Here is a 25,713-nt window from a genome sequence, read left to right as displayed (position 1 = left end):
TCGGCGCCCGATCCTCACTCGGTGGTCAGGCGCCCCGCCGAGTGGACTCCGGGCTGGTACTTGGGCAGCCGGGCCGTGACCTTCATGCCGGCGCCGACCGCCGTCTCGATGACGAGCCCGTACTCGTCGCCGTAGACCTGGCGGAGCCGGTCGTCGACGTTGGAGAGACCGATGCCACCGGAGGGGCTGACCTCGCCGGCGAGGATGCGGCGCAGCAGGACGGGGTCCATGCCGACGCCGTCGTCCTCGATGACGACGAGCGCCTCGGCGCCGGTGTCCTGCGCGGTGATGGTGATGTGGCTCTTGCCGCCCGCGGTCACCGTCTTGCCCTCAAGTCCGTGCTTGACCGCGTTCTCCACCAGCGGCTGGAGGCAGAGGAAGGGCAGGGCGACCGGCAGCACCTCGGGGGCGATCTGGAGGGTGACGGAGAGGCGGTCGCCGAAGCGTGCCCGCACCAGCGCCAAGTAGTGGTCGATGGCGTGCAGTTCCTCGGCGAGAGTGGTGAAGTCGCCGTGCCTGCGGAACGAGTAGCGGGTGAAGTCGGCGAATTCGAGGAGGAGTTCGCGGGCCCGCTCGGGGTCGGTGCGGACGAACGAGGCGATCACCGCGAGCGAGTTGAAGATGAAGTGCGGGGAGATCTGGGCACGAAGTGCCTTGATCTCGGCCTCGATCAGCCGGGTGCGGGACTGGTCCAGATCGGCCAACTCCAGCTGGACGCTCACCCAGCGGGCGACCTCGCCGGCCGCCCGGACCAGGACCGCCGACTCGCGCGGGGCGCAGGCGACGAGCGCGCCGTGCACCCGGTCGTCGACGGTCAGCGGGGCGACGACCGCCCAGCGGACCGGGCAGTCCGGGGTCTCGCAGGCGAGGGGGAAGGCCTCGCCGCGGCCGGTCTCCAGGGCGTCGGCGAGCCGGTCCATGATCTCGGTGCGGTGGTGGGCGCCTACCCCGTCCCAGACCAGGACCTCCTTCTGGTCGGTCAGGCACAGCGCGTCCGTGCCCAGCAGCGAGCGCAGTCTGCGGGCCGACTTGCGGGCCGTCTCCTCGGTCAGCCCCGCGCGCAGCGGGGGTGCGGCGAGGGAGGCGGTGTGCAGGGTCTGGAAGGTGGCGTGCTCGACCGGGGTGCCGAGTCCGCCGAGGTTCTGCGGGCGTGCCGTGCGCCGCCCGAACCAGAACCCGGCGGCCAGCAGGGGCAGTACGGCCACGCACAGGCCGGCCAGGAAGCCGCTCATGCCTTCACCTCCGCGCGCAGTTCCTCCGGCAGATGGAAGCGGGCCAGGATCGCCGCCGTCCCGGTCGGCACCCGCCCCGGGGTGGCGAGCGACACCAGCACCATGGTGAGGAAGCCCAGCGGCACGGACCAGAGGGCGGGCCAGGCGAGCAGCGCGTGCAGCGGGCCGGTGCCGGGGAAGCCCGCCATGGTGGCGGCCACGGCGACGAACGCGCCGCCCCCGCCGATCACCATGCCGGCGGCGGCGCCCGGCGGGGTCAGCCGGCGCCACCAGATGCCGAGGACAAGCAGCGGGCAGAAGGACGACGCGGAGACGGCGAAGGCAAGGCCGACGGCGTCGGCCACCGGCAGCCCGCCGACCAGGACGCTCGCGGCCAGCGGCACGGCCATGGCGAGCACGGTGCCGAGCCTGAAGTGCCGTACGCCGCGGGCCGGCAGGACGTCCTGGGTGAGCACGCCCGCGACGGCCATGGTCAGCCCGGAGGCCGTGGACAGGAACGCGGCGAACGCCCCGCCCGCCACCAGCGCGCCGAGCAGATCGCCGCCGGCGCCACCGATCATCCGGTCGGGCAGCAGCAGGACGGCGGCGTCCGCGTCGCCGGTGAGGCCGAGTTCGGGAGTGTAGATGCGGCCCAGGGCGCCGTAGACCGGCGGCAGCAGGTAGAACGCGCCGATCAGGCCGAGGACGGCCACCGTGGTGCGGCGGGCGGCGGCTCCGTGCGGGCTGGTGTAGAAGCGGACGACCACGTGCGGCAGGCCCATGGTGCCGAGGAAGGTGGCGAGGATCAGTCCGTACGTGGCGTACAGCGGGCGTTCCTCGCGGCTCGCCTCCAGCGAGGTGGACATGCCGTTGCTGCTGCCCCGGTCGGCGGCGGGGACGGCGGAGCCCTTGGCGAAGGTCAGCCGGGTGCCGTGCTCGATGTGGTGCGTGCCGGCGGCCAGTTGGACCCTCTGGTCGTCGTGGGTGCGGCCGTCCACCCTGCCGTCGACCGTGACGGTGAGCGGTCGGTCGAGGGTGAGGTCGAGGCTGTCGTCGACGGTGACCACGCGCTGTTCGCGGAAGGTGGCCGGTTCCTCGAAGGCGTGCCGGGGCGAGCCGTCGCCCTGCCAGGCGAGGGCCAGGAAGAGGGCCGGCACCAGCAGGGCGGTGAGCTTGAGCCAGTACTGGAAGGCCTGCACGAAGGTGATGCTGCGCATGCCGCCGGCGGCGACGGTCGCGACCACGACGACCGCGACGATCCCCCCGCCCAGCAGGTCGGGGGCGCCCGTCAGCACCGCCAACGTCAGCCCGGCGCCCTGGAGTTGGGGCAGCAGATAGAGCCAGCCGACGCCGACGACGAAGGCGCCCGCAAGGCGGCGCACGTTCTGCGAGGCGAGCCGGGCCTCGGCGAAGTCGGGCAGGGTGTAGGCGCCGGAGCGGCGCAGCGGGGCGGCGACGAAGAGGAGCAGGACCAGGTATCCGGCGGTGTAGCCGACGGGGTACCAGAGCATGTCGGGGCCCTGGACCAGGACGAGGCCGGCGATGCCCAGGAAGGAGGCGGCGGAGAGGTATTCGCCGCTGATGGCGGCCGCGTTGAGGCGGGGGCCGACGGTGCGGGAGGCGACGTAGAAGTCGGAGGTGGTGCGGGAGATGCGCAGGCCGAAGGCGCCGACCAGGACGGTCGCGACGACGACGAGGGCGACGGCGGTGACGGCGTAGCTGGAGTTCACCGGTGGATCGGTCCTCGGGCGGTACGGTCCCCGGTCCGGGTCGGTCGGGTGCTCATCGGTCCTCGACCAGGCGCACGAAGTCCCGTTCGTTGCGCTCGGCGCGGCGGACGTACCACAGGGCGAGCAGGACGAGGGGGGCGTAGAGGCAGAAGCCGAGGACCGCCCATTCGAGGCGGTGGGCGTCGGGCATGGCCGCGAAGACCAGGGGCAGCGGGCCGATCAGGAGTCCGAGGACGGCGAACACGGCGAGTGCGGCGCGCAGTTGGGTGCGCATGAGGGAGCGGACGTAGGTGTGGCCGAGGGTGGTCTGCTCGTCGATCTCGGTGCGGGGGCGGTAGTAGCCGGTGGTGCGCCGGACGCGGCGGGGCGGGCCGGTGACGGCGACGCGGCGTTCGGCGGGGTCCTGGTTCGGCACTGTCACGGCCTCCTCATCAGCAGGTCGCGCAGTTCGCGCGCGTGGCGGCGGCTGACCTGGAGCTCCTCGGCGCCGACCAGGACGCTCACCGTGCCCGCGTCCAGGCGGAGTTCGCCGACGTGGCGCAGGGCGACGAGGTGGCGGCGGTGGATGCGGACGAAGCCGCGCAGCCGCCAGCGCTCCTCCAGGGTGGACAGCGGGATCCGTACGAGGTGGCTGCCCCGGTCGGTGTGCAGCCGGGCGTAGTCGCCCTGGGCCTCGACGTGGGTGATGTCGTCGACGGCCACGAAGCGGGTCACCCCGCCGAGTTCGACGGGTATGTGGTCGGGGTCGGGCTCGTGCACGGGGATGCGTGGGGAGCTGCCGGTGAGTTCGGCGGCCCTGCGGATCGCCTCCGCGAGCCGTTCCTTGCGGACCGGCTTGAGCACGTAGTCGACGGCCTTGAGGTCGAAGGCCTGGACGGCGAAGTCCTCGTGGGCGGTGACGAACACGACCAGCGGCGGCTTCGCGAAGCCGGTGAGCAGCCGGGCCAGGTCGAGGCCGTCCAGACCGGGCATGTGGATGTCGAGGAAGACGACGTCGATCGCCGCGGCCCCGCCGGGCCCTGACTCTAGGGCGCGGTTGAGCCGGCGCAGCGCCTCGGTCGCGTCGCCCGCGCCCTCCGCGCTGCCGATGCGCGGATCCGCGTGCAGCAGATAGAGCAGCTCCTCCAGGGAGGGGCGTTCGTCGTCGACGGCGAGGGCGCGCAGCATGAACCCGGAGTGTAGGTGGAATCGGTACGCCTGGACATGTGCCGGGCGTGCGCGTTCCCGCTGGATACAGTGCGGGCATGAACAGCAGGCCCGCGCCGTTCGACGAGCTCGACCGGAAGATCATCAACGCCCTGATGGCGAACTCCAGGACCAGTTTCGCGGAGATCGGCTCCGCGGTCGGGTTGTCCTCGACGGCGGTGAAGCGGCGGGTGGACCGGCTGCGCGAGACCGGGGTGATCACCGCGTTCACGGCGACGGTGGAGCCGTCGGCGCTGGGCTGGCTGACGGAGGCGTACGTCGAGGTGTACTGCGAGGGCGCGGCCCCGCCCCGGCGGCTCGCGGAGGTGGTCCGCAACCATCCGGAGATCACCGCGGCGATGACGGTGACGGGCGGCGCGGACGCGCTGCTGCACGTGCGGGCGCGGGACGTCGAGCACTTCGAGGGGGTGCTGGAGCGGATCCGCGCGGAGCCGTTCGTGCGGAAGACGATCAGCGTGATGGTGCTGTCCCATCTCATCCCGGAAAGCCCCGAAGCGGGCGCGACCCACCCCGCTCCCGAATAAACATCCGAGTGCGCAGCGTTGCTGCGTCGAGGGTCTCAAAGACGCATTGTTCCTGCGCAGACACGCAACTTTCATTCCTTGTCGCGCGGCTCCGTCAGTTCTTACCTTGGTGTCAACCCTCAGTCGTCATCAAGGAAGCGGAGGAACCCCTCTGTGTCCGACTCCCGTGTGCCGCGCCGGCGGCGCTTCCTCGTCTGTGAACCCAGACATTTCGCCGTGCAGTACGCGATCAATCCCTGGATGCGTCCCGACGCCCAGGTCGATGTCGACCTGGCCCGGGAACAGTGGCAGGCGCTGATGAGCGCCTACCGGGCCCACGGCCATGACGTCGACGTCGTGGAGCCGGTGCTCGGCCTGCCCGACATGGTCTTCGCCGCGAACTCGGCGGTCGTGGTGGACGGCCGGGTCTTCGGTTCCCTCTTCCACGCGCCCGAGCGGCGCGGGGAGTCCACGCACTACGACACCTGGTTCAAGTCGGCGGGCTTCGACGTGCACCGCCCCGAGTCCGTCTGCGAGGGCGAGGGCGACCTCGTCTGGACGGGCCGGTACCTGCTGGCCGGCACCGGCTTCCGCACCACCCGCGAGGCCCACCGCGAGGTGCAGGAGTTCTTCGGCCACCCGGTGATCAGCCTGACCCTGGTGGACCCGCGCTTCTACCACCTGGACACGGCGCTGTTCGTGCTGGACGACGGGGCCGCGAACAACATCGCGTACTACCCGGAGGCGTTCTCGCCCGGCAGCCGCGAGGTGCTGGCGCGGCTGTACCCGGACGCCGTGCTCGCCACGGCCGAGGACGCGATGGCGTTCGGCCTGAACTCCGTCTCCGACGGCCGCCATGTCTTCATCGCCCCGCAGGCCGAGGCCCTCGCCGCCGCGCTCACCGACCGCGGATATGTCCCCGTACCCGTCGACCTGTCCGAGTTCCGCAAGGCCGGCGGCGGCATCAAGTGCTGCACTCAGGAGATCCGTTCATGACCACCACCGCAGACGTGCCCGCCCCCGCCCGTACCTCCGCCGACCTGATCCGCGCCGAGGAGCCGGTCCTCGCGCACAACTACCACCCGCTGCCCGTGGTCGTCGCCCGCGCCGAGGGCACCTGGGTCGAGGACGTCGAGGGCAAGCGCTACCTCGACATGCTGGCGGGCTACTCGGCCCTCAACTTCGGCCACCGCCACCCCGCGTTGATCGAGGCGGCCCACCGCCAGCTGGACCGGCTGACCCTCACCTCGCGCGCCTTCCACAACGACAAGCTGGCCGAATTCGCCGAGCGGCTGGCCGAGTTGACCGGCCTCGACATGGTGCTGCCGATGAACACGGGCGCCGAGGCGGTCGAGTCCGGCATCAAGGTGGCCCGCAAGTGGGCGTACGAGGTCAAGGGCGTCCCCGCCGACCGGGCCACGATCGTGGTCGCCGCGGAGAACTTCCACGGCCGTACGACGACGATCGTCAGCTTCTCCACGGACGAGACGGCACGGGCGGGCTTCGGCCCGTTCACGCCCGGGTTCAAGATCGTGCCGTACAACGACCTGGCGGCCCTGGAGGCGGCGGTCGACGAGACGACGGCGGCCGTGCTCCTGGAGCCGATCCAGGGCGAGGCCGGCGTGATCATCCCGGACGCGGGCTACCTGACCGGCGTCCGCGAACTGACCCGTCGCAAGGGCTGCCTGTTCATCGCCGACGAGATCCAGTCGGGTCTCGGGCGCACCGGGCGGACCCTGGCCGTCGAGCACGAGTCGGTCGTCCCCGACGTACTGCTCCTCGGCAAGGCGCTGGGCGGTGGCATCGTGCCGGTGTCCGCGGTGGTGGCCGGGCGGGACGTGCTCGGGGTGCTGCGGCCGGGCGAGCACGGTTCGACGTTCGGCGGCAACCCGCTGGCGGCCGCGGTCGGCACGGCGGTGGTCGAGCTGCTGGAGACGGGTGAGTTCCAGCGGCGGGCCGCGGATCTCGGCGTGCTGCTGCGGGACGGTCTGGCCGGGCTCGTCGGCAAGGGCGTCGTGGGCTTCCGCGCGCGCGGGCTGTGGGCGGGCGTCGACATCGACCCGGCGATCGGCACCGGGCGCGAGGTCAGCGCCCGGCTGATGCGGGAGGGGATCCTGGTCAAGGACACCCACGGCTCGACGATCCGGCTCGCCCCGCCGCTGACCATCACCGGCGAGGAGCTGGAGTCGGCGCTGGGGACGCTGGCGAAGGTCTTGGCCCAGGGGGCGTGACCCCACGGGGCGACGGCTTCCTCCGTCGCCCCACCCGTACCTCCCCGCCCCGTGTCCCCACCCTCATGTTCCTTCCCGAGACCCGTCCGATGCCGTGAAGGGTGAAGATGGGGACAGGTGGTGGTAGACCACTCTCAGCGACAGAGAGGTCGGCCTTGGGCACTCATGAGGAGCATGACGTGGACCGGCGCCGGTTCGACGTGGCCGATGCCGCTCCCTTGCTGCTCGATGCCCGGGGCGTGGTGACCAGCTGGACGCGAGGGGCCCAGCGACTGCTGGCCTACACGGCGGGCGAGGTGGTCGGCACCGCGGTCACCGGGCTGCTGGCCGCCGGGGACGCGGCGCGGGTGCCCGAACTCGCTGAGCGGTGCCGCCGGGACGGCGGCTGGGTCGGGCTGCTTACGGCGCTGCGCAAGGACGGCCGGCCGGTCCGGGTCATGGTGCGCATCACTCCTGCGGTGGAACCGGGCGGCACGGACCACTGGCTGGTGCTGGTGTCGGACCTGTCCGGGGCGCCCGGCTGGGACATGAGCCGCAGTGTGCTCGAACAGATGGTCACCCGCTCGCCGGTCGGCATAGCGATCGTGGACGCCAACCTGCGCTTCGTGTGGTCGAACGAGGCCCTGGAGCAGTTCGGCGGCGGACCGGCCGGACACCGGCTTGGCCGGCGCCTCGCGGAGATCCAGCCGGGGCTGAACGCCGAGGGCATCGAGACGCAGATGCGCCGCGTACTGGTGTCCGGTGAGCCGGTGGTCGGCTACGAGCACGTGGGCCAGGTGCGGGCGGCCCCGCACCGCGAGACCGCGCACATGATGTCGTTCACCCGGCTGGAGGACGACCGCGGGCACCCGATGGGCGTCTACTACACCGTCGTCGACATCACCGAGCGGCACCGCGCCCGCCAGCGCCTCGCGCTGCTCGACCGGGCCGGCGAGCACATCGGCCGCACCCTGGACATCGAGCGCACCGCCCAGGAACTGGCCGACGTCGCCGTGCCGGACTTCGCCGACTACGTGACCGTCGACCTGCTGGAGTCGGTGCTGCGGGGCGCGGAACCCGCCCCGGGCCCGGTCGCCGTCACGGAGCAGGTGCCGCTGCGCCGGGCCGGCCACCAGTCGGTGAACGCCGGTGTGCCGGAGGCAGTCGTCGGGATCGGCGACGTGGCCGCCTACCTCCCCACCTCGCCGCTGGTGCGCGCGCTGGCCTCGGGCCGGGCCTGGCGCGAGGAGCGGCTCGACCCGCTCGCCAAGGAGTGGGCCACCCACATCCCGGGCGGCCGGGAGGCCACCTTCCTGGAGCTGGGCCTGCACAGTGTGCTGATCGTGCCGATCCGCGCCCGTGGCGTCACCCTGGGCGTCACCACCTTCTTCCGGCGCGGCCGCCAGGAGCCCTTCGACGCGGACGACCTGAGCCTCGCCGAGGACCTGGTCTCCCGGGCCGCCGTCTGCGTCGACAACGCCCGCCGCTACACGCGCGAGCGCGACGCCGCCCTGGTGCTCCAGCGCAGCCTGCTCCCGCGCCGGCTGCCCGAGCAGGACGCGGTCGAGGTGGCCGCCTGCTACCGGCCCGCCAACGAGCTGACCGGCCTCGGCGGCGACTGGTACGACCTGATCCCGCTGTCCGGCGCGCGCGTAGCGCTCGTCGTCGGCGAAGTACCCGGGCACGGGATCGACGCCGCCGCCGGCATGGGCCGGCTGCGCACCGCCGTACGCACCCTGGCCGCCCTCGAACTGCCGCCCGAGGAGGTGCTGGCCCACCTCGACGACCTGGTCGGACGGTCGGCCCGCGAGGAGGGCGGCGAACCGGGCACGCGCGGGGCCGACGGCATGGTGCGGATCGTGGGGTCGGGATGCGTCTACGTCGTCTACGACCCCGTCGACGGCCAGTGCTCGATGGCCGCCGCGGGCCATCCGGCGCCGGCGGTCGTGATGCCCGACGGGACCGTCAGTTTCGTGGACCTCCCGCAGGGGGCGCCGCTCGGCGCCGGCGGGCCGCCCTTCGAGTCGGTCGAGCTGGCCCTCGCCGAGGGCAGCGTGCTCGCGCTGCACACCGACGGACTGCTGGCCCGCGGGGAGGACTGGGCCGTCGACGCGGACCGCGACCGGCTGCGCGGGGCCCTGGAGCGGGTCGCGTCCTCGCTCGACCTGCGCTGTCGGGCGGTGGTCGACGCGCTGGTCCCGGACCGGCCGCACGACGACGTGGCCCTGCTGCTGGCCCGCACCCGGCTGCTCGGCGAGGACCAGGTCGCCGACTGGGACCTGCCCGGCGACCCGGCCGTCGTCGCCGACGCCCGCAAGGCGGCCGCCCGGCAGCTGACCGCGTGGGGCCTTGAGGAGCTGGCCTTCACCACGGAACTGGTGGTCAGCGAACTGGTCACCAACGCGATCCGGTACGCCACCGGACCCATCCGGCTGCGCCTGATCAAGGACCGCGCCCTGATCTGCGAGGTCTCCGACGGCGGCGCCACCGCACCCCATCTGCGCCACCCGCGCACCACGGACGAGGGAGGCCGCGGACTGCTCCTGGTCTCCCAGTTCACCCAGCGCTGGGGCACCCGCTTCGTACCGGAGGGCAAGGTCATCTGGGCCGAGCAGTCCCTGACGGAACCTCCCGGCTGACACACGAACTCGGAACATATGCCGCATGCCATGGGAAAATGGTGTGATCCCGGCGGTGAGGCGGCGGTCATGACGATTACGGCGATCGACTACGCGGGAGTGTTCCAGGCGCTGCCCGGGATGGTGGCGCTGCTGACGCCCGACCTGGACTACGCGGACGCCAACGAGGAGTTCCTGCGGATGAGCGGGCGCACCCGCGAGCAGGTCGTGGGCCGCCATCTCTTCGAGGTCTTCCCGGACAACCCCAACAACCCGGCGGCCTCCGGCATGCGCAACCTCGCGGCCTCGCTGGAGCGGGTGAAGGAGACCGGCGAGCGGGACGCCATGGCACTACAGCGCTACGACGTCGAGGACCCCGAGCGGCCCGGTGAGTGGGAGGAGCGCTACTGGAGTCCGGTCAACGTGCCCGTGCTCGGCCCGGACGGCAAGGTGGCGCTGCTGGTGCACCGGGTCGAGGAGGTCACCGAGTTGATCAAGGCGCGCGGCGGCCCGACCGGCGGCCGGACCCGGGTGCTGGAGGCCGAGCTGTACACGCGCGCCCGGGAACTCCAGGAGCTCAACGAACGCCTCCGGCAGGCGCACGCCCGCGAGCGCGAGGTGGCCCTCGCCCTCCAGGAGGCGATGCTCCCGGCCCGCCGCCAGGTCGGCCACCACCGCGCCGCCGTGCGCTACCGCCCCGCGGTCGGCGCGCTGAACGTGTGCGGGGACTGGTACGACCTCGTCGACCTGGTGGGCGGCCACCGCATCGGCGTGGCGGTCGGCGACGTGGTCGGACACGGGCTCGCGGCGGCCGGGGTCATGGGCCAGCTGCGCAGCGCCCTGAGCGCGGCCTCCCGGGTGGCCGCGGGGCCGGCCGAGGCGCTGAGCGTCCTGGGCCGCTACGCCCATGTCGTCGACGGCGCGGAATCGGCCACCGCCGTCACGACGTTCATCGACTTCGACGCCCGCACCATCACCTACAGCAGCGCCGGCCATCCCCCGCCGGTCCTGGTCCACGCCGACGGCCGCGTGGAGTTCCTCGACCGGGCCACCGACCCGCCGTTGGACGCCCGCCCCGTCCCGGTCCCCAGACCCGAGTTCCGCACGACGTACGCCGAGGGAGCGACCCTGGTCCTGTACACCGACGGTCTGATCGAGCGCAGACACGAGGACATCGACACCGGCCTGACCCGCCTCGCCGACTCCCTGACCCGCCACCGCACGGCCGACCCCGAGACCCTCGCCGACGCGGTCCTCCTCGAACTCCTCCCGCCCGGGGGCGCCACCGACGACACGGCCCTCGTCATCGTGCGGCTGTGAACAGGTGGCGTACGACGGTGATCAAGTACCCTGCGCCCGGCCGCAGTTGGGTGCGATCGGGACACAACTGTCGGCCGTGTTCCGGCAACCCCCGCCTGCACCTACACTGACAAGCCCACGACACGCCGGTTGACCTGCTGGAACGCGGGGACCCGCCGAGCCGCCGGAGTGAGGAGCAACCCCTTTGTTCTACTACGTACTCAAATACGTGTTGTTGGGACCTCTGTTGAGAGTGTTCTTCCGGCCTCGGACCGAGGGCCTGGAGAACGTTCCGGCGACGGGTGCCGCGATCATCGCCGGCAACCACCTGTCCTTCGCGGACCACTTCCTGATGCCGGCGATCCTCAAGCGGCGCATCACCTTCCTCGCAAAGAAGGAGTACTTCACCGGCCCCGGCATCAAGGGCCGTCTCACCGCGACCTTCTTCCGCAGCGCGGGCCAGATCCCGGTCGACCGCACCGGCAAGGAGGCGGGCCAGGCGGCGATCCGCGAGGGCCTGGGCGTATTGAGCAAGGACGAACTCCTCGGCATTTACCCGGAGGGCACCCGCTCGCACGACGGCCGCCTCTACAAGGGCAAGGTGGGCGTCGCGGTCATGGCGCTGAAGGCCCAGGTCCCGGTCATCCCCTGCGCGATGATCGGCACCTTCGAGGCCCAGCCGCCCGGCAAGGTCATCCCGAACATCCACCCCGTGACCATCCGCTTCGGCAAGCCCCTCGACTTCTCCCGCTACGCCGGCATGGAGAACGAGAAGGCGATCCTGCGCGCGATCACCGACGAGATCATGTACGCCATCCTGACGCTGTCCGAGCAGGAGTACGTCGACCAGTACGCGGCGGTCGCGAAGGCGGAGCAGGCGGAGGCGGCGGGCATCGCGGAGAAGGAACGCCGGTTCCGCCGGATGCCGTTGGGCTAGGGCGGGTCGCTCGGCCCCGCCGGGCCGGGGCGAGTTGACGAAGGGGCGGCCGGAGTGATCCGGCCGCCCCTTCGAACTCCCGTAGGGAATACGGGTGTTACGGCTTCGGCGTGGCGTGCGGGGTGCAGGTCACGTCCTTGGCGTCCAGCTTGCCGGTCAGCAGGTAGCTGTCGACTCGCTGGTTGATGCACGGGTTGACCAGTCCGGTCACGCCGTGGGAGCCCGCGTCCTTCTCGGTGATCAGACGGGAGCCCTTGAAGCGCTTGTGCAGTTCGACGGCGCCGTCGTACGGAGTGGCGGCGTCACGCGTGGACTGCACGATCAGGACCTGCGGGAGACCCTTGTGCGTCTTGACGTTCACCGGGGTCTGCTGCTTGACCGGCCAGGTGGCGCACGGCAGGTTCAGCCAGGCGTTGGCCCAGGTCATGAACGGGTAGTTCTTGTTGAGCGCCGTGTTGTCCTTGTCCCACTTCTTCCAGCTGGTGGGCCACTTGGCGTCGGTGCACTCGACGGCCGTGTAGACGGCGTTGCCGTTCTCCGCGCTGGCGTTGCCCGCGGTGTCCGACAGGTCCGGCGCGGCGGCGTCGACCAGTGCCTGGGGGTCTCCGGCGAAGTACTTGCTGAAGACGGTGGCGACCGGGATCCACGACGAGTCGTAGTACGGCGCGCTCTGGAAGAAGCCGATCAGCTCGGCCGGTCCGACGACCCCGCCGATGGGGTTCTTCTTGGCGGTGGCGCGCAGTTCGAGCCACTTCGCCTGGACCGCGGCGCGCGTGGTGCCGAGGTGGAAGACGGCGTCGTTGGCGGCGACCCAGTCCTCCCAGTCCTTCCAGCGGCCCTCGAAGGCGACGTCCTGGTCGAGGTTGGCCTCGTACCAGATCTTCTCCTTCGACGGGTTGACCACGCTGTCCACGATCATGCGGCGCACGTGACCCGGGAACATGGTGCCGTAGACGGCGCCGATGTACGTGCCGTAGGAGACGCCCAGGTAGTTGAGCTTCTTCTCGCCGAGCGCGGCCCGGATCACGTCCAGGTCGCGGACGGTGTTCGGCGTGGTCATCTGCGCCAGCATCGCCTTGCCGGTGCGCGCGGCGCAGCCCTCGGCGTACTCACGGGCCAGCTTGCGCTGCGCCCGCTTGTCGGACTCGGAGTCCGGCACCGGGTCCGCCTTGGGCGCCTTCACGAACTCGGTCGGGTCGATGCAGGAGATCGGCGCGGAGTGGCCGACGCCGCGCGGGTCGAAGCCCACGAAGTCGTACGCCTTGGACGTGTTGACCCAGAGCGGGTTCTTGGTGGTGACCCGGGTCGGGAAGCGCATGCCGGAGCCGCCGGGACCGCCCGGGTTGTAGACGAGGGCGCCCTGGCGCTCCGCGGCCGTCCCGGTGCTGACCGCGCGGTCGACGGCGAGCTTGATCTGCTTGCCGTACGGCTTGGCGTAGTCGAGCGGCACGCTGACCCAGCCGCACTGGATGGGCTTGGCGAACCCCCAGTCCGCGGGGCAGTCGGCCCAGTCGATACCGGCCTTGCCGGCGCGCTCGGCCGCGATCGCGGCTCCGCGGGCCTCGCGGTCCTGGCCGTGCCGGGAGCCGACGGTGGCGCTCGCCGAGGGTGCGGCGAACGCGCCGGCTATCAGTGTCGCGGTGACGAGCACTCCGGCCGAGCCGAGCGCCGTTGCTCGCTTGGTCGGTCTGATCTCCCTCAAAAGGGACCTCCCCCTACATGGTGACGATTCGGTAAGGGGATCCTTTCGGCTGTGTACCGTCTGAGAACAGGGTTTGTTGACCTTCTTTGCCAATCCGATAAACGGATTGACTCGTCCCGCTCAGCGGAGAAGGCGGCGGAGAAGGCACCTCACCTGCGCGGGCTCACCCGAGGCCCGCGAGCGCCTCGTCGAGCGCCCGCCGCAGCAGCAGCGCGTCCGAGGCCACGGCGGTGACGAGCGCGGCGGGCCCGGCCAACGGCATGACGGCCACCCCGTCCCCCAGCACCCGCGCCTCCACCGGCCGCGCCACGAACTCCGGCCGTACGACGACCAGTTGCCCCACGGCCCGGCACCCGCCCAGCACGGCCGGACCGTCCCAGCCTCCCGGCGCCCCGGGCCCGCAGGCCAACTCCTGGTCCAGCACCGTCCGCCCCGCGACCCGCACTGCGAGACGGCTGGTGAGCCGCCCGGGTTCCTCCCCGGCCCGCCCGAGCACCTGCTCCTCGCGCAGCACGAGGCGGGCGTCCGCGCCGACCTCGACGCGGGTGGTGACGTACAGATCACTGCCGTGCACGGAGATCAACTGCTCGGGCAGCCAGAGCAGTTCGCCTCCGTCGGCGACGGTGAGCCGGACGTCGTAGCGGGCCTCGCCCTTCGCCTGCCCGGGCAGCGCGATGGTGGCGGCAGCGGACCCGACGCTCAACCGCGCCCCCGCTCCCACCTCCGCCTCGACGGCGAAGCGATCACCGCCGAGCGGTCCGCTCATCGCCCCGACGAGCATGACCCGCGCCTCGGCGCCACTCCCCCGCGTCCGCCGCAGCGCGAGCGGCCCGTCTCCCTCCAGCACGGGCAGCGCGGTGCCGCCCCGCCCGTCGTCCCGGGCCGCGATCCGCGCGGTGGCCCGCACCCCGGTCACGGTCATGCCGTCCATGCGGCGAGCCGCTCCCGCGCCCACGCGGCGACGTCGGCGACCCCGGTCTCGGTCCGCAACGACTGGAAGACGACGGGCAGTTCGGCCCGCTGCGCCTTGGCGTCAGCGGCCATACGGCCCAGATCGGAGCCCACGTAGGGCGCGAGGTCGGTCTTGTTGACGACGAGCAGGTCCGCCGTGGTGACGCCGGGTCCGCCCTTGCGCGGAATGTCGTCACCGCCTGCGACGTCGATCACGAAGATCTGCGCGTCGACGAGCCCTTTGGAGAAGGTCGCGGTGAGGTTGTCGCCGCCGGACTCGACGAGGATGAGATCGAGCGGCCCGACCTCGTCCTCCAGGTCCTCCACCGCTTCGAGGTTGGCGGAGATGTCGTCCCGGATCGCGGTGTGCGGACAGGCCCCCGTCTCCACGGCGGTGATCCGCTCGGGCGGCAACACGGCCTCACGGAGCAGGAATTCGGCGTCCTCGCGGGTGTAGATGTCGTTGGTGACGACGGCGAGGGACAGTTCGTCGCGCAGGGCCCGGCACAGGGCGGCGACGGTGGCGGTCTTGCCCGAACCGACGGGGCCGCCGAGGCCGATACGCAGGGCCCGACGGCTGCCGTCGGGACGCCGGGAGTCGGCGCTGACGGCGGCGGGCCCGTCGTGAGAGTGGTCAAGATGCATGGATACGGCTCCATCTCTTATCAGCCTGTCCGGCGTTTGAGGACGAGGCCCCTTCAGGGCCGAACGGGGGTCTGGGGGCAGGGCCCCCAGGGTCGGGACGGGAAGGGGCGGCGGGGGCGAAACCCCCTAGGACGCGAACAACCGCACAGCCCAAGCGGCATGCGCCTCCGCCCCGATCTCCAGCAACGGCGCCGACGCCGCGGGCAACGCGTCGACGCCCTCGTCGACCACCCGCCGAGCCGCTTCCACCGCCCGGTCGGCGACCCGGTCCAGCTCCGGCGCCAGCCGCGCAAGCACACCCGTGGCGTCGAACGGATCCAGGCTCAGCAACCGCACGGTCGCCGAGGCCGCCCCGCTCACGCTCTCGTAGGCCGCGCAGTACGCCGCGTCCTCGGGCCCGAGCCCGGCCGCCCGCGCCGTCAGCCCCAACACCACCGGCTGATGGGCTCCCTTGGGGAACTCCCGCGCCAGGACGTCGAGTTCGGCCGACGGCCAGGTCGCCCGCGCCGCCCGCGTCAACTGCCGCCCCAGCCGCCGCGAGGCACCCCGCAGAGCCGGCGACGGCGTACGGGCGTCGACCGCCGCGTCCAACTCCCCGGCAGCGACGCCGAGTACCGCGGCGGCGGCCACCGCCCCGGACACCAGCCCCGCCGTGTGCAACCGGCCCCGGCAGAAGTCGGCCAGACTCGCCGCCCCGGTGATCCGCCCGGCCTTCACCGCCGCCTCGGCCCCGCCGGAGTGCGCGTGCCCCCCGGCGGGAAAGCGGCCGTCGGCCAGCACGAGAAGTGTCGCCCTGCTCATCGAAGCCCCCTCATCAGAAGAGGAAGTACCGCTGGGCCATGGGCAGTTCGGCGGCGGGCGTCGCCTCGACGAGCTCCCCGTCGATGTGCACGGCGAAGCTGTCGGGATCGACCCGCACCTGCGGCCTCGCGTCGTTCTCGCGCATATCGGCCTTGGTGACACCGCGCGTCGACTCGATCGCCACGAAGCGCTTGCCGAGGTCGAGCCGTTCGGGCAGTCCGTCCTCGATCGCCAGCGGCGCGACGAAGTTGAACGAGTTCGCGGCGGGCGCCCGCCCGATCGCCCCGAACATGGGCCGCGGCAGGATCGGCTGCGGGGTCGGGATGGACGCGTTGGCGTCGCCCATCTGCGCGTAGGCGATCTGGCCGCCCTTGATGACGAGGTGCGGCTTGACGCCGAAGAACGCCGGTTCCCACAGCACCAGGTCGGCGAGCTTGCCGGTCTCGACCGACCCGATCTCGCGGGCGAGGCCCTGCGCGAGCGCGGGGTTGATCGTGTATTTGGCGACATAGCGACGTACGCGGTGGTTGTCGGCCCGTCCGTCACCGGGCAGCGCGCCCCGGCGCCGCTTCATGACGTGCGCGGTCTGCCAGGTCCGCAGGATGACCTCGCCGACCCGTCCCATGGCCTGCGCGTCGGAGGAGATGATCGAGATCGCGCCGAGGTCGTGGAGGATGTCCTCCGCGCCGATGGTGGACGGGCGGATGCGGGACTCGGCGAAGGCCAGGTCCTCGGGGACGGCCGGGTTGAGGTGGTGGCAGACCATCAGCATGTCGAGGTGTTCCTCGGCGGTGTTGACGGTGTAGGGCCGCGTCGGGTTGGTCGAGCTGGGCAGGACGTGCGGCTCCGAGACGACGGTCATGATGTCCGGCGCGTGCCCGCCGCCCGCGCCCTCGGTGTGGTACGCGTGGATGCCGCGTCCGGCGATCGCGGCGAGGGTGTCACCGACGAACCCGGCCTCGTTCAACGTGTCGGTGTGGATGGCGACCTGGATGCCCGTGCGGTCGGCGACGGTCAGGGACGCGTCGATGACGGCCGGGGTCGAGCCCCAGTCCTCGTGCAGCTTGAGGCCGAGCGCGCCGCCCCGGATCTGGGACATCATCGCGTCGTGCGAGACGGTGTTGCCCTTGCCGAGGAAGCCGATGTTGAGCGGGTACTGCTCCATCGCCGCCATCATCCGGGCGAGGTGCCAGGGACCCGGCGTCACGGTCGTCGCCTTGGAGCCCTCGGCGGGTCCGGTGCCGCCACCGACCAGGGTGGTGACGCCGGCGGACAGCGCCTCGTCGGCGATCTGCGGGCAGATGAAGTGGACGTGCGCGTCGACCGCGCCGGCCGTCAGGATCCGCCCGTTGCCGGCGATAACCTCGGTCTCGGGGCCGATCACCAGGTCGGGGTGGACGCCGTCCATGGTGTCCGGGTTGCCGGCCTTGCCGATGCCGGTGATGCGTCCGTCGCGGATGCCGACGTCGGCCTTGACGACGCCCCAGTGGTCGACGATGACGGCGCCGGTGACGATCGTGTCCGGGGTGCCGTCTGCGCGCGTAGCACGCGACTGCCCCATGGACTCGCGGATCACCTTGCCGCCGCCGAACACCGCCTCGTCACCGGCGAGTCCGGGGCCGCCGCTGCGGTCCTCCTCGATCTCGATCAGCAGGTCGGTGTCGGCGAGCCGGATCCGGTCGCCGGTGGTCGGGCCGAACAGGTCCGCGTACACGGCGCGGGAGATCTCAGGCATCGAGGGCACCTCCGGTCTCCCCGCGCAGCCCGGGCACCACACGGGCGCCGGCGAGCGGGACGAGTTCGACGTCGACGGGGATCCCCGGTTCGAAGCGCACGGCCGTACCGGCGGCGATGTTCAGCCGCTTGCCGCGGGCGGCGGCGCGGTCGAATTCCAGGCCGGGGTTGGCCTCGGCGAAGTGGTAGTGGGAGCCGACCTGGACGGGCCGGTCGGCGGCGTTGAGGACGGTCAGCGAGGTGACCTCGCGGCCCGGGTTGTAGACGATCGGGTCGTCCGCGAACAGGATCTCTCCGGGAATCATGGCGGTCTCTCCCCTCGTCAGACGATCGGGTCGTGGACGGTGACGAGCTTGGTGCCGTCCGGGAAGGTCGCCTCCACCTGGACGTCGTGGATCATCTCGGGGATGCCCTCCATGACGTCGTCGCGGGTCAGCAACTTACGCCCGGAGGACATGAGTTCGGCGACCGTACGGCCGTCACGCGCGCCTTCGAGGATGTGCGACGTGATGAGGGCGACCGCCTCCGGGTGGTTCAGCTTCAGACCACGGGCCCGGCGCTTCTCGGCCACGTCGGCCGCCACGTGGATCAGCAGCCTCTCTTGCTCGTGCGGGGTCAGTTGCACGTCCCACCTCACAGTCCTCGCTCCGGACCGTGCGGGGTCCGGCTGCCTCGGCCACCCGGGCAAAGTCCCTGGTGGCGTGGATCGGCAGGCTAGTTGGACCGAGTTTCAAGCAAGTTAACCGAGCTGTGATCTCTCAGGCGGTGGTTCGCGTGTCGGACATGCTCATCAACGCCCGTAGACCGTCCTGGAGCACCAGGACCGGGGCCGGCCCGAAGAGGCACTGCTGGGCGATGAACCCCTGGACCATGGCGATCACCGTGCGGGTGACGTGCTCGGCCGGGATGTCCGACCGCATCGATCCGGAGTCCTGGTACGTCCGGATGACCTCGTCCCAGCTCTCCCGCAGCCCCTGGTAGCCCTGTCGCGTGACGGCCGCCAGCTCCTTGTCACGGGCCGCCTCCGCCCAGACCTGCATGATCAGTCGCGGGAAGCCGGGCTCGCCGTCGATGATCAGCGACGCCCAGGCGCCCATCATCCGACCCAGGACCAGGCCGACCAGTTCGTCCAGCGGCGGGGGCGGACTCTGCCGGGAGACCTCCGCGAAGGCCTCGCGGACCTCCGCCAGCACCTCGGCGGCGATCGCGGTGATGAGCTCCTCCTTGCCGCTGAAGTAGCGGTAGACCGCGCCGGCCGACAGGTCCACCTCCTTGAGCACGTCCTGCATGGACGTGGCATGGAACCCGTTGCGGGCGAAGCAGCGGGCGGCGCCGTCGAGAATCTGCCGGCGGCGGGCGTCGAGGTGTTCCTGGGATACACGGGCCATGCGTCCAACGTAAAACGAACATTCCTTCTTGACAAGCCATAGCATCGGCGGGACGGTGGTGACGCTCCAAAAACGAACGATCCTTCTTTTTAGCGACCGGAGAGGAACCATCCCCATGTCCACCGCCCCCGCCACCCCCACGAGGGGACACAACCGCCGCATGCTCGCGGTCGTCGTGCTCATCCCCGTGCTCGCCGCTCTGGCGCTGTGGGCCTTCGCCTGGCCCGCCGCCCGCACCGCGCCCCGCGACCTGCCGCTCGGCGTGGCGGGGCCCACCGCCGCGACGGCCCAGATGGAGAAGCAACTCGCCGAGCACAAGGGCGCGTTCGAGATCCACCACTACGCCGACGAGGCCGCCGCCCGGGACGCCGTCGAGGACCGGACCGTATACGGCGCGGTCGTCGTCACCCCTCAGGGTCCCGAACTGCTGACCGCGTCGGCGGCGAGCCCCGTCGTCGCCCAGCTGCTCACGCAGGCGGTGACCCAGCAGGCCGCCGCCACCGGCACCGAGGTGAGGACGGTCGACGTCGTCGCCGCCCCCGCCGGTGACCCCAGGGGCGCCGCCCTCGGCGCGAGCGTGCTGCCGCTGGCGCTGGCCGGCATCATCGCGGGCGCCACGGTGACCATGCTCGGACTGCGCGGGATCCGGGCCGCGCTCACGCTCGTCGGCGCCGCGGCCGTGGTCGGCGTCGTCGCCGCCGCGCTCGCGCACAGCTGGCTCGGTGTGCTCACCGGCGACTGGTGGACGGAGGCCGGCACGCTCGGCCTGTCGACGCTGGCGGTCGGCGCGGCCGTGGCAGGACTGGCCGCGCTGGTCGGGCCCGCCGGCATCGGAGTCGTGGCGTTCTTGATGATGTTCCTCGGCAACCCGTTCTCCGGCGCGGCCTCGGCACCCCGGATGCTGCCGGAGCCGGTCGGCACCATCGGCCAGTGGCTGCCGCCGGGGGCGGGTACGACCCTGCTGCGCTCGGTGTCGTTCTTCGACGGCGCGGCGGCGACCGGTCCCGTGCTGACGCTGACCTGGTGGGCCGCGCTGGGCCTGGGCGCCGTCCTGCTGGGCAACACGCTCAAGGCGCGCACGAAGACCCAGGAGCCGGTGACGGAACGGGAGTTGACCGCCGTCGGCTGACGGCCCGCCGGGCCACCACAGGACCGACCGCGCATCCCCGCTGTAGCGGAGGGGATGCGCGGTCTTGCTGTCTGCGGATGCCCACGCCAGGAGGCACTGGTGCCCAGGCCAGGAGGCGCCGGTTCCTCGCGCTAGGAGGCGCCGGTCCCCCGGTGGTGCGCCGTGATGCCGAACCGCTGCTGTTCGCGGGGAGCGGACGGGACCTCGCGGACCGTGGAGACCGCGGTGATCACCTGCTCCTCCTCGACGGCCGCCGCGTCCAGCTCGGCGAGTCGTGCCAGGTCGGCGGCGGAGACGAGGGCGACCAGCGGCTTGCCGTGCCGTGTCACGACGACGCGCTCACCGCCGTACACCACCCGGTTGATCAGATCGGCGAGTTCAGCCCTGGCTTGCGTCACCGGAATCTCGTAGGCCATACCCCATTCTAACGTCATGTACGTCCTGTACATTTTTTACAGACGCAGTCGGCCACAGCAGACGCAGAAGGAGGGGGCACCCATGACTCGACCCACCGCCCGCCATGTCCTGCCCGAGTTCACCGAGCGCACCAGTTCCGGGGGCCGGACGATGGATCCGTACTCGAAGCTGCTGGAGGAGCGGATCGTCTTTCTCGGGACGCCGGTCGACGACGTCTCGGCGAACGACGTGATGGCGCAGTTCATGCACCTCGAGTACCAGGACCCGGACCGGGACATCTCGCTGTACATCAACTCCCCCGGCGGCTCGTTCACCGCGATGTCGGCGATCTACGACACGATGCGGTTCGTCACCTGTGACGTGGAGACCATCTGCCTGGGCCAGGCCGGCTCCTCCGCCGCGGTGTTGCTGGCCGCGGGCACGCCGGGCAAGCGGCTCGCGCTGCCGGGAGCGCGGGTGGTCCTCCATCAGCCCTCGTTCTCCGGGCCGGTCGAGGGACAGGCGAGCGATCTGGCCATCCAGGCCGAGGAGTTGATGCGGACCCGCGACCTGCTGGAGGAGTTGCTGGTGCGGCACACCGGCCGCTCGGCGGAGCAGGTGCACGAGGACATCGAGCGGGACAACATCCTGGACGCGCAGGGGGCGTTGGAGTACGGCCTGGTGGACCGGATCGTCTCCACCCGCAAGACCACGCTCACCCCGCCCGCGGGGAGGTGAGCCGCCGGTGCTCCCACCCGAGCTGCCGCCGCTGCCCGCGTTGACGCGCGCCGAGGGCGAGTTGATCGACCGTTATCTCGACGTGGTCGACCTGCTCGGCCGGATCAACCCGGCGCGGGACGGGGACACCTACCGCGGACTGCGGGCCGCGCAGGCGCTGGTCTCCAAGGCGGCGGAACTACGGGACGCGCTGGCGCTGATGCACCAGCGGGGCGAGGCCGAGGTGCACGCCCCCACCTTGGCGCGGGCGCTGCGGGTGCTGGGCGGCGAGCGCCGCACGGCGCGGCTCACTCTGCCGCCGAGCTCCGCCAGTTGACGCAGGCGTGGCCGGTTCGGATGTCCGCCGTGCGGTCGGGACGTCCGGACCGGGGGCGAAACGGACCAAATGAGGTACCCCCGTTCGGCGGAGTTGCGGCTACTTCTTGGCGACCGTCAAGGTTGCGCAACGCGCGTGATGCGAGGGCCGCATGAGGCGTTCCTGTGCTGGTCCGAGGGGCTGCGCACCCCTGGACACCGGCTCGAACACGGGGGTGTCCACCCGAACGGGTGAGTGGTGAGTAACCCCACAAATCCCCGATTCCGTTGGGCTTTTCGGACATTCATAGGTCAAGATCCCTGTCTGACGACAAGACCCCGCCGCAGCGGCGGGGCGATCCGGGCGGACGCCGAGTCCTACCGCCGCCCGGATGACAGGTCGACAGGATTGCATCGGTAGGAGTGGAGGACCCAAGCACGACGGGTCGCCGGGACGGTCACGCCATGACCGGGTCGAGCAGCCCTTGGGGTGAAGCCGCGTCAGCGGCCGGGCAACTTTGTCAGCCCGAATCCGACAGGTCATCCTTCACAGGCGGCTGACGAAGGGTTGCGCATGTCTGCGCTCAATCGTGTCCCGTCGCTGATGGCCCGGGCCAGTACGGCCTCCGCTCTCACCATCGCCGCAGTGGGCGGCTCCGTCGTGATCCCCGGTGTCGCATCCGACGCCGCGGCCGCGACACCTGCGACCAAGGCACTTCACATCGCGGCTTCCAAGAAGGGCTCCCCGTACAAGTACGGCGCCACCGGACCACGCCGCTTCGACTGCTCAGGGCTCACGCTGTACTCGTTCAAGAAGGCGGGCAAGAAGCTTCCCCGCACGGCGGCCCAGCAGTACAACAAGACCCACCACATCTCGGCCAAGGGCCGCAAGGCCGGGGACCTCGTGTTCTTCCACTCGGGCTCCAGCGTCTACCACGTCGGCATCTACGCCGGGAAGGGAAAGATCTGGCACGCCCCGAAGACCGGGGACGTGGTACGGCTGCAGAAGATCTGGACGAAGAGCGTCTGGTACGGCCGGGTCAGCTGACTCTCCCGCGGGGGCGACGGCGCCCTGACACGCCGTCGCCCTCGCGGGGCACGACACAGGCTCTACGGCTCCTGCTGTCCCGCGGTCGTGACCGGCCGCGCCGGTACGGTCCACGGAAGTTCGATGGAGACCGTCTTGCCGCCTTCCGGAGTGGCCCGCACCCGCAGCCGGCCGCCGCGCTCCGCGGCCAGCCACCGAATGATCACCATGCCCCGGCCGTTGTCCTGTTGGACAGCGGCCGGCAGGCGTTTGGGAAACCGGGGGTGGCTGTCGGTCACCCCGATGCGCAGGTGTTCGTCACGGTCCAGCACGATGTCCACCGTGAAGGTGGGTGACTGGCCGAAGGTGTGCTGTACGGCGTTGGTGGCCAGTTCGGAGACGATGAGCCGGACGGTGTCGGCCACCTCGGTGTCGGACGGCAGACCCCACTCCGCCAACGTCGAGACCACATAACCGCGGGCCGTGGCGACCGAGGCGGGTTCGCTCGGCAGAGTGACGGATGCTTCCAGGTGGTCTGCCATGGCGACGTCGTCCCTTTCCCGCGGGACCGGGGTCCGACACAGAGCGGATGGTTCGAGTACGGTCCCGGACTGGTGCTTCGTCGCCAGACTGCCATTACCGCGCCGGTCACGGGTGGCGATCCACCAAGATATGCATATATCTGTCGCTCAAAGCGGTGAACTCTACGACGGGAGACCGTATTTGGGCGGCCCGGAAGGAGTAAGGAGTGACCCATGCAGCACGGACCCGCGGTGCGCCGCCGGAAGCTGGGCGCCGAACTGCGTTCGTTGCGCACCGGGTCGGGGCTCACCAGTGGTGAGGCGGCCCGGATGGTGGGCTGGCATCAGTCGAAGGTGAGCCGGATCGAGACCGGCGCCAGCGGTGTGAAACCGGCCGATGTGCGGTTACTGCTGGATGCCTACGGCGTCTCGGATCCGCAGTTGCGGGAGATGCTCCAGATGCTGGCGGGCTCCGACGAGGGCGGCGGCCGGCACCACTGGTGGCACGCCTACCGCGGGGTGCTGCCGACGACGTACCGCGACTTCATCAGCCTGGAGTCCCAGGCGAGCGCGATGCGGACGCTGGAGACCTCGGTGGTGCCCGGACTGTTGCAGACGCCCGAGTACGCGCGGGCGGTGACCAGGGCGGCGGTCGGAGGTCTGGACGATGAACGCCTCGACGCGCTGGTCGAGGTGAGGCTCGCTCGACAGGACGTCCTGCGTTCGAATCCGCCGCTGAAACTCAGCGCGATCCTGGACGAGGCGGTGCTGCGCCGGGAGATCGGCGGCCCTGACGTCATGTCACGCCAGCTGGCCCGCCTCATCGAGGCGGCTCGCCTGCCCCAAGTGCGGCTTCAGGTACTGCCGTTCACCGCCGGGGCGCATGTCGGCGTCACCGGACCTTTCGTTGTCTTCTCATTTTCGAGCACTTCTGATCTGGACGTGGTTGTTCTCGACCACTTGACGAGTAGCCTCTACCTCGAACGGAAAGAAGACCTCCAGGCCTACATCGAGGCCTTCAACACCCTTCAGATCTATGCCCTTTCACCCGAGGACTCGTTGGATTACATCGCCGCGATAGGTGACGGCGCGTAAGGAGGCACCATGTCAGCACTGCCTCGGAACGTTCCTTCCAGTACCGATCCGCACGGTGTGCGGTGGCTGCGCAGCAGCTACAGCACGGGAGCCAACAACTGCGTCGAGACGGCGCTGTCGCGCTCCGGCCCCTGGGCGGGGCTGCTCGCCGTGCGCGACTCCAAGGACGCGTCAGGACCCGTCCTGCTCTTCTCCCCCGAGAGCTGGGCGGGCTTCACGGCCGCGTTCGACCTCTGATCGGTTCCGTGTCCCGGACCTGATCAGTTCCGTATCCGGCGGCGCACGGCCGTGTCACGCCGACTCATGGTCGCGTTTCGCCGATCACACCCACAGCGCGTTCGATCTGCGCCTCGGAGAGGTCCGCACGGGCCGTCAGCCTGAGCCGTGAGATGCCGTCGGGCACGGAGGGGGGCCGGAAACACCCCACGACGAGCCCCGCGGCACGGCAGTCGGCCGCCCACCGCAAGGCCCCCTCCGGGGACGGCGCGCGCACGGAGACCACCGCGGCGTCGGGGCGTACCGCCTCGTGCCCCGCGGCGGTCAGGCGTGCGTGCAGTTCGGCCGCGACCGTACGCGCGCGTGCCGCCCGCTCCGGTTCCCGGCGCAGCAGCCCCAGGGCCGCCAGGGCGGCGCCCGCCGCCGCGGGGGCCAGACCCGTGTCGAAGATGAACGTACGGGCCGCGTTGACCAGATGGTCGATCACCCGCGCGGGACCGAGGACGGCTCCGCCCTGGCTGCCCAGCGACTTGGACAGCGTGACCGTCACGACCACGTCGTCGGCGCCCGCGAGCCCCGCCGCGTGCGGGGCGCCGCGTCCGCCGTCCCCGAGGACGCCCAGCCCGTGCGCGTCGTCGACCAGCAGCCCCGCGCCGTGCTCCCGGCACACCCCGGCGAGCGCCGCGAGCGGGGCCGCGTCGCCGTCGACCGAGAACACCGTGTCGGACACGACGACCGCCGAGCCCTCCTGCCCCTCATGGGTGCGCAGCGCCTTGCGCACGGCCTCCGGGTCGGTGTGCGGGACCACCTGCGTGGTGCCACGGGCCAGCCGGCAGCCGTCGATGAGGGAGGCGTGGTTGCCCGCGTCGGAGACGATCAGCGAGCCGTGCGGGGCCAGGGTCGTGACCGCGGCGAGGTTGGCCGCGTACCCCGAGGAGAAGACCAGCGCCGCCTCGAAGCCGCAGAAGTCGGCCAGCTCGCGCTCCAGCTCCGTGTGCAGCTCCGTCGTCCCGGTGACGAGCCGCGAGCCGGTCGAGCCGCCGCCCCAGGTGTGCGCCGCCCGCGCGGCGCCTTCGGCGACCTCGGGGTGGTGCGCGAGACCCAGGTAGTCGTTGCTCGCGAGGTCGAGGAGCGGGGAGTCGGCCGGGCGCGGGCGCAGGGTCCGTACGAGCCCGGCCCGGCGGCGCAGCAGCGCCTGCTCGTCGATCCAGCCGAACGCCATGGCTCCTCCGGGCTTTTGTAGGCAGTGGACAGACACTAACCGCAGGTCCCGCAGCCCATGATGTGGCAATACACACACGACGAAGTCCCTTCGTTGTGCGAACTCTCCTTGGCCGGAAGCTGCTCCGTAGGACAGGATCG

General features: G+C 71.5%; 27 protein-coding genes and 1 riboswitch. Of the genes, 12 read left to right on the top strand and 15 right to left on the bottom strand.

The genetic code is table 11. From position 1 onward, the window contains the following. Positions 1 to 14 precede the first annotated feature (14 nt). From ACIP6U_RS34025 to ACIP6U_RS34010, 4 genes are read right to left on the bottom strand one after another with little or no spacing between them, the layout of a single operon-like run. Complete coding sequence (locus ACIP6U_RS34025) at positions 15 to 1,232, bottom strand: sensor histidine kinase (RefSeq protein ID WP_401725961.1); 1,218 nt, start codon at positions 1,230 to 1,232, stop codon at positions 15 to 17. Further along, on the bottom strand, positions 1,229 to 2,941 hold the full coding sequence (locus ACIP6U_RS34020) for a cation acetate symporter (RefSeq protein WP_401725959.1): 1,713 nt from the start codon (positions 2,939 to 2,941) through the stop codon (positions 1,229 to 1,231). The genes ACIP6U_RS34025 and ACIP6U_RS34020 overlap by 4 nt, the downstream gene beginning before the upstream one ends. Before the next feature lie 52 nt (positions 2,942 to 2,993). After that, the gene (locus ACIP6U_RS34015; RefSeq protein ID WP_401726188.1) at positions 2,994 to 3,356 is read right to left on the bottom strand and encodes a hypothetical protein; all 363 of its coding nucleotides are present in this window, start codon (positions 3,354 to 3,356) and stop codon (positions 2,994 to 2,996) included. Positions 3,357 to 3,358: 2 nt separating this feature from the next. After that, positions 3,359 to 4,108 (bottom strand): LytR/AlgR family response regulator transcription factor, encoded by a 750-nt coding sequence (locus ACIP6U_RS34010; protein WP_401725957.1) that lies wholly within the window; start codon positions 4,106 to 4,108, stop codon positions 3,359 to 3,361. 77 nt (positions 4,109 to 4,185) lie between these two features. On the opposite strand from ACIP6U_RS34010, the gene ACIP6U_RS34005 reads away from it, so the two are divergent. The 6 genes from ACIP6U_RS34005 to ACIP6U_RS33980 all read left to right on the top strand — a co-directional run bounded on the left by ACIP6U_RS34005 (position 4,186) and on the right by ACIP6U_RS33980 (position 11,714). Continuing rightward, complete coding sequence (locus ACIP6U_RS34005) at positions 4,186 to 4,671, top strand: Lrp/AsnC family transcriptional regulator (protein ID WP_401725955.1); 486 nt, start codon at positions 4,186 to 4,188, stop codon at positions 4,669 to 4,671. Positions 4,672 to 4,824: 153 nt separating this feature from the next. Next, entirely contained in the window at positions 4,825 to 5,646 is an 822-nt protein-coding gene (gene ddaH, locus ACIP6U_RS34000) for a dimethylargininase (protein ID WP_401725953.1), read from the top strand. Then, the gene (gene rocD / locus ACIP6U_RS33995) at positions 5,643 to 6,881 is read left to right on the top strand and encodes an ornithine--oxo-acid transaminase (RefSeq protein WP_401725951.1); all 1,239 of its coding nucleotides are present in this window, start codon (positions 5,643 to 5,645) and stop codon (positions 6,879 to 6,881) included. Before ddaH ends, rocD begins: the two co-directional genes overlap by 4 nt. Before the next feature lie 155 nt (positions 6,882 to 7,036). Continuing rightward, entirely contained in the window at positions 7,037 to 9,499 is a 2,463-nt protein-coding gene (locus tag ACIP6U_RS33990; RefSeq protein WP_401725949.1) for a SpoIIE family protein phosphatase, read from the top strand. A 69-nt stretch (positions 9,500 to 9,568) separates the two neighbouring features. Next, positions 9,569 to 10,798: a PP2C family protein-serine/threonine phosphatase gene (locus ACIP6U_RS33985; protein ID WP_401725947.1), complete on the top strand. Its 1,230-nt coding sequence runs from the start codon at positions 9,569 to 9,571 to the stop codon at positions 10,796 to 10,798. A 184-nt stretch (positions 10,799 to 10,982) separates the two neighbouring features. Further along, a complete protein-coding gene (locus ACIP6U_RS33980) occupies positions 10,983 to 11,714 on the top strand; it encodes a lysophospholipid acyltransferase family protein (protein ID WP_401725945.1) in 732 nt (243 codons plus the stop codon). A 97-nt stretch (positions 11,715 to 11,811) separates the two neighbouring features. Here the strand turns inward: ACIP6U_RS33980 and ACIP6U_RS33975 are convergent, their stop codons facing one another. The 8 genes from ACIP6U_RS33975 to ACIP6U_RS33940 all read right to left on the bottom strand — a co-directional run bounded on the left by ACIP6U_RS33975 (position 11,812) and on the right by ACIP6U_RS33940 (position 18,935). Next, on the bottom strand, positions 11,812 to 13,416 hold the full coding sequence (locus tag ACIP6U_RS33975; protein ID WP_401725943.1) for an alpha/beta hydrolase: 1,605 nt from the start codon (positions 13,414 to 13,416) through the stop codon (positions 11,812 to 11,814). 163 nt (positions 13,417 to 13,579) lie between these two features. Beyond that, entirely contained in the window at positions 13,580 to 14,347 is a 768-nt protein-coding gene (locus ACIP6U_RS33970; protein ID WP_401725941.1) for an urease accessory protein UreD, read from the bottom strand. Beyond that, positions 14,335 to 15,012 carry an urease accessory protein UreG gene (gene ureG / locus ACIP6U_RS33965; RefSeq protein ID WP_401725940.1) on the bottom strand — a complete coding sequence of 226 codons (678 nt, stop codon included), beginning with the start codon at positions 15,010 to 15,012 and terminating at the stop codon, positions 14,335 to 14,337. Before ureG ends, ACIP6U_RS33970 begins: the two co-directional genes overlap by 13 nt. A 126-nt stretch (positions 15,013 to 15,138) precedes the next feature. Beyond that, complete coding sequence (locus ACIP6U_RS33960) at positions 15,139 to 15,813, bottom strand: urease accessory protein UreF (RefSeq protein ID WP_401725938.1); 675 nt, start codon at positions 15,811 to 15,813, stop codon at positions 15,139 to 15,141. A gap of 13 nt (positions 15,814 to 15,826) precedes the next feature. Then, positions 15,827 to 17,548, bottom strand: a complete 1,722-nt coding sequence (locus ACIP6U_RS33955) for an urease subunit alpha (RefSeq protein WP_401725936.1) — start codon at positions 17,546 to 17,548, stop codon at positions 15,827 to 15,829. Beyond that, the gene (locus ACIP6U_RS33950) at positions 17,541 to 17,852 is read right to left on the bottom strand and encodes an urease subunit beta (protein WP_401725934.1); all 312 of its coding nucleotides are present in this window, start codon (positions 17,850 to 17,852) and stop codon (positions 17,541 to 17,543) included. Before ACIP6U_RS33950 ends, ACIP6U_RS33955 begins: the two co-directional genes overlap by 8 nt. Positions 17,853 to 17,869: 17 nt before the next feature. Beyond that, positions 17,870 to 18,172, bottom strand: a complete 303-nt coding sequence (locus ACIP6U_RS33945) for an urease subunit gamma (RefSeq protein WP_010988499.1) — start codon at positions 18,170 to 18,172, stop codon at positions 17,870 to 17,872. A 133-nt stretch (positions 18,173 to 18,305) separates the two neighbouring features. Continuing rightward, on the bottom strand, positions 18,306 to 18,935 hold the full coding sequence (locus ACIP6U_RS33940; protein ID WP_401725932.1) for a TetR/AcrR family transcriptional regulator: 630 nt from the start codon (positions 18,933 to 18,935) through the stop codon (positions 18,306 to 18,308). Positions 18,936 to 19,050: 115 nt separating this feature from the next. Between ACIP6U_RS33940 and ACIP6U_RS33935 the strand changes: the two genes are divergently transcribed. Then, a complete protein-coding gene (locus ACIP6U_RS33935; RefSeq protein ID WP_401725930.1) occupies positions 19,051 to 20,064 on the top strand; it encodes an ABC transporter permease in 1,014 nt (337 codons plus the stop codon). Positions 20,065 to 20,195: 131 nt separating this feature from the next. Here the strand turns inward: ACIP6U_RS33935 and ACIP6U_RS33930 are convergent, their stop codons facing one another. Continuing rightward, positions 20,196 to 20,480, bottom strand: coding sequence for a type II toxin-antitoxin system Phd/YefM family antitoxin (locus ACIP6U_RS33930; protein WP_401726186.1), 285 nt, complete (start codon positions 20,478 to 20,480; stop codon positions 20,196 to 20,198). A gap of 82 nt (positions 20,481 to 20,562) precedes the next feature. Here ACIP6U_RS33930 and ACIP6U_RS33925 point away from each other — a divergent pair, with 82 nt between their 5' ends. The 3 genes from ACIP6U_RS33925 to ACIP6U_RS33915 all read left to right on the top strand — a co-directional run bounded on the left by ACIP6U_RS33925 (position 20,563) and on the right by ACIP6U_RS33915 (position 22,540). Next, positions 20,563 to 21,198 (top strand): ATP-dependent Clp protease proteolytic subunit, encoded by a 636-nt coding sequence (locus ACIP6U_RS33925; RefSeq protein WP_401725928.1) that lies wholly within the window; start codon positions 20,563 to 20,565, stop codon positions 21,196 to 21,198. A 7-nt stretch (positions 21,199 to 21,205) separates the two neighbouring features. Beyond that, positions 21,206 to 21,514, top strand: coding sequence for a hypothetical protein (locus tag ACIP6U_RS33920; RefSeq protein WP_401725926.1), 309 nt, complete (start codon positions 21,206 to 21,208; stop codon positions 21,512 to 21,514). A 350-nt stretch (positions 21,515 to 21,864) separates the two neighbouring features. Next, positions 21,865 to 22,063, top strand: a riboswitch (cyclic di-AMP (ydaO/yuaA leader). A 3-nt stretch (positions 22,064 to 22,066) separates the two neighbouring features. Continuing rightward, positions 22,067 to 22,540 (top strand): C40 family peptidase, encoded by a 474-nt coding sequence (locus tag ACIP6U_RS33915; protein ID WP_401725924.1) that lies wholly within the window; start codon positions 22,067 to 22,069, stop codon positions 22,538 to 22,540. Between the two features lie 62 nt (positions 22,541 to 22,602). Here the strand turns inward: ACIP6U_RS33915 and ACIP6U_RS33910 are convergent, their stop codons facing one another. Then, positions 22,603 to 23,061 carry an ATP-binding protein gene (locus tag ACIP6U_RS33910; RefSeq protein WP_401725922.1) on the bottom strand — a complete coding sequence of 153 codons (459 nt, stop codon included), beginning with the start codon at positions 23,059 to 23,061 and terminating at the stop codon, positions 22,603 to 22,605. A gap of 213 nt (positions 23,062 to 23,274) precedes the next feature. Here ACIP6U_RS33910 and ACIP6U_RS33905 point away from each other — a divergent pair, with 213 nt between their 5' ends. After that, entirely contained in the window at positions 23,275 to 24,135 is an 861-nt protein-coding gene (locus ACIP6U_RS33905; protein ID WP_401725920.1) for a helix-turn-helix domain-containing protein, read from the top strand. A gap of 9 nt (positions 24,136 to 24,144) precedes the next feature. Next, the gene (locus ACIP6U_RS33900) at positions 24,145 to 24,372 is read left to right on the top strand and encodes a DUF397 domain-containing protein (RefSeq protein ID WP_401725918.1); all 228 of its coding nucleotides are present in this window, start codon (positions 24,145 to 24,147) and stop codon (positions 24,370 to 24,372) included. A gap of 64 nt (positions 24,373 to 24,436) precedes the next feature. On the opposite strand, the gene ACIP6U_RS33895 is transcribed toward ACIP6U_RS33900, so the two are convergent. Further along, complete coding sequence (locus tag ACIP6U_RS33895) at positions 24,437 to 25,573, bottom strand: 8-amino-7-oxononanoate synthase (protein ID WP_401725917.1); 1,137 nt, start codon at positions 25,571 to 25,573, stop codon at positions 24,437 to 24,439. Positions 25,574 to 25,713: the final 140 nt, after the last annotated feature.

Source organism: Streptomyces sp. NPDC088794, from assembly GCF_044750545.1.
In the GTDB taxonomy this organism is placed as follows: domain Bacteria; phylum Actinomycetota; class Actinomycetes; order Streptomycetales; family Streptomycetaceae; genus Streptomyces.
Note: the sequence above shows the minus strand (reverse complement) of the source record. Positions and strands in the feature narration are given on the sequence as shown.